This is a genomic window from Moorena sp. SIO3B2, assembly GCF_010692525.1.
Classification (GTDB): domain Bacteria; phylum Cyanobacteriota; class Cyanobacteriia; order Cyanobacteriales; family Coleofasciculaceae; genus Moorena; species Moorena producens.
The window spans coordinates 1-1,840 of sequence record NZ_JAAHHE010000773.1 but is presented as its reverse complement, the minus strand read 5'-3'; the positions used below and the strand labels follow the sequence as shown (position 1 = coordinate 1,840).

The 1,840-nt window shown below is 47.2% G+C and carries 2 protein-coding genes; both read left to right on the top strand.

Features of this window, described 5'->3' with window-relative positions; genetic code table 11:
* The first annotated feature begins 29 nt into the window (after positions 1–29).
* Positions 30–1,313, top strand: coding sequence for an eCIS core domain-containing protein (locus tag F6K38_RS40895; RefSeq protein WP_502709662.1), 1,284 nt, complete (start codon positions 30–32; stop codon positions 1,311–1,313).
* Between the two features lie 212 nt (positions 1,314–1,525).
* Positions 1,526–1,717, top strand: coding sequence for a hypothetical protein (locus F6K38_RS40890; protein ID WP_287360549.1), 192 nt, complete (start codon positions 1,526–1,528; stop codon positions 1,715–1,717).
* Positions 1,718–1,840 lie beyond the last annotated feature (123 nt).

Below are 1,840 nucleotides of genomic sequence, written 5' to 3'. Positions count from 1 at the left end.
ATGCTCAAAAAAAGAAAGACTCCAGAGTGATGGGTTCTAGAAGACGACATGAAGAGGACAGGGATTGGAACGCGGAAGAGGCGGTCGGGGAATGGGGCAGTAGAATGGCTAATGTGATGCACTCCCTGGAAACGGGACAATACGTGCCCGACACAGAAGGTCGAGAAATGGGGCTGCAAGCCAAGCTAACTATAGGACAGCCTGGTGATAAATACGAGCAAGAGGCAGATCGAGTAGCGCGTCAGGTAGTACAGCAGATTAATTCTCCACAGATGGGTACTATTGAGGGGGAAGAGATGCGTACGCCTCAACACGAAATACAGAGGAAAGCGTTAACAGGAGGAACGTTAGCACCACAAAATTTGGAAGGTTCCATAAAGGAAGCAAGAGGAAGGGGAAAACCACTGGAAGAAAGGATAAGAATTCCGCTTGAGCAGGCGATGGGGGCGGATTTTAGTGGGGTGCGGGTGCATACGGATGCTCAGTCAGACTTGATGAATAAGTCGATTCAGGCGAAGGCGTTTACGACGGGGCAGGATGTGTTTTTTAGGCAGGGAGAGTATCAGCCAGGAACTCGGGGGGGGCAGGAGTTGATTGCCCATGAGTTGACCCATGTGCAGCAACAGCGGAGGCTTGGAAGCCCATATGGTCCGAGATATATTAGAGATGCTCAGGGAAATAGAAAGACCGGAGGTGGAGGGGGGAAGGAAAAACAGGAAAAGAAAATGATTGAAATGCAGAGCAATGGAAAGGGAGTTTATCGTGACAATATTGGTTTAATAGAAACGGGTGGGCGGGTGAAGCTGTCAAGAATGTTGGCAGCGAATAGAGCCTTGTTGGGTGCTGGGGCTAGGATTGGTTTGAAGACAGTCAAGGGAACATTGACTGGTCATAGTGGTTCTTCAGACGATGTCGACAAAAATTTAATCAGGGACGAGACCCAAGTGGCCATGTATAATATACTCAAAAGTTATAAAAAGCCTATGACCGGGGAAGATGGAAAAACCTATGTGCGCGATGGCACGGACTGCGCGGAGCCACACGCTTATTCTCAATATGTAAAAGCCATCCCGGAACTGGTAAAATTTTATGCAGAAAAAGGTTGGAATATTGAAGAGATACGCAGCAAATTAATAGACGTACAATACGACGAAAAGGCCGCATATAAGGGCGAGAAGGCCCATGAACTTCCATATTGCCATGTATGTCAGAATTGGATAAATAAGGATGGAAAAGTGAAAGGAGTGATGAGACAGCTACTACTTCAGTCAATCGATAGGGAGTACGAGAGCTGGTTGACTGACAAAAGTTGACAAGCGAAGCCCTGAAACTCTCTATAGACAAGGGTTCTAGGGCTTACAGAAAATGCACTTATGCGTTGATCGTTTTGGGCTTCAGATTTTCAGCTTGATAATTTGCCTTCAAGCCTTGCAACTATTGGGTTTCGTCGGGTTCGCTCGGAGAGTGCTGAAACCCTTATTGAGCAGTCGATCTCAAGTGTTTTGTCAGTCAACCAGGTACGAGAGTGTCACAAAGAAGCCCACCCAGCCATCCCCCTGACCGCAGTGCGATCGCAGATCTTGTAGGGTGGGCAAATGGTCAGGATTCCCGAATAAAATGCCAAACTATCATAATTTGCCCACCCTACCCGACTACCCTACGGAATGCGATCACCTATATTGTTGGTTGGGTTAAAGCAAAGTGTTCGCTCTTGTAGGGTGGGCAAATGGACATGATTGATGAGTGCGATTCGTTGGTTAGAAACCTTACCTTACAAAGGATTGGGGAAATAACCGCTAGGACAGATAACTGAACCTAGACAACTTGATAACCATGGAGG

What these genes read in the sequence shown, in the direction of transcription:
- F6K38_RS40895 (WP_502709662.1), top strand. Translation starts at nt 30, where the DNA reads ATGGGTTCTAGAAGACGACATGAAGAGGACAGGGATTGGAACGCGGAA.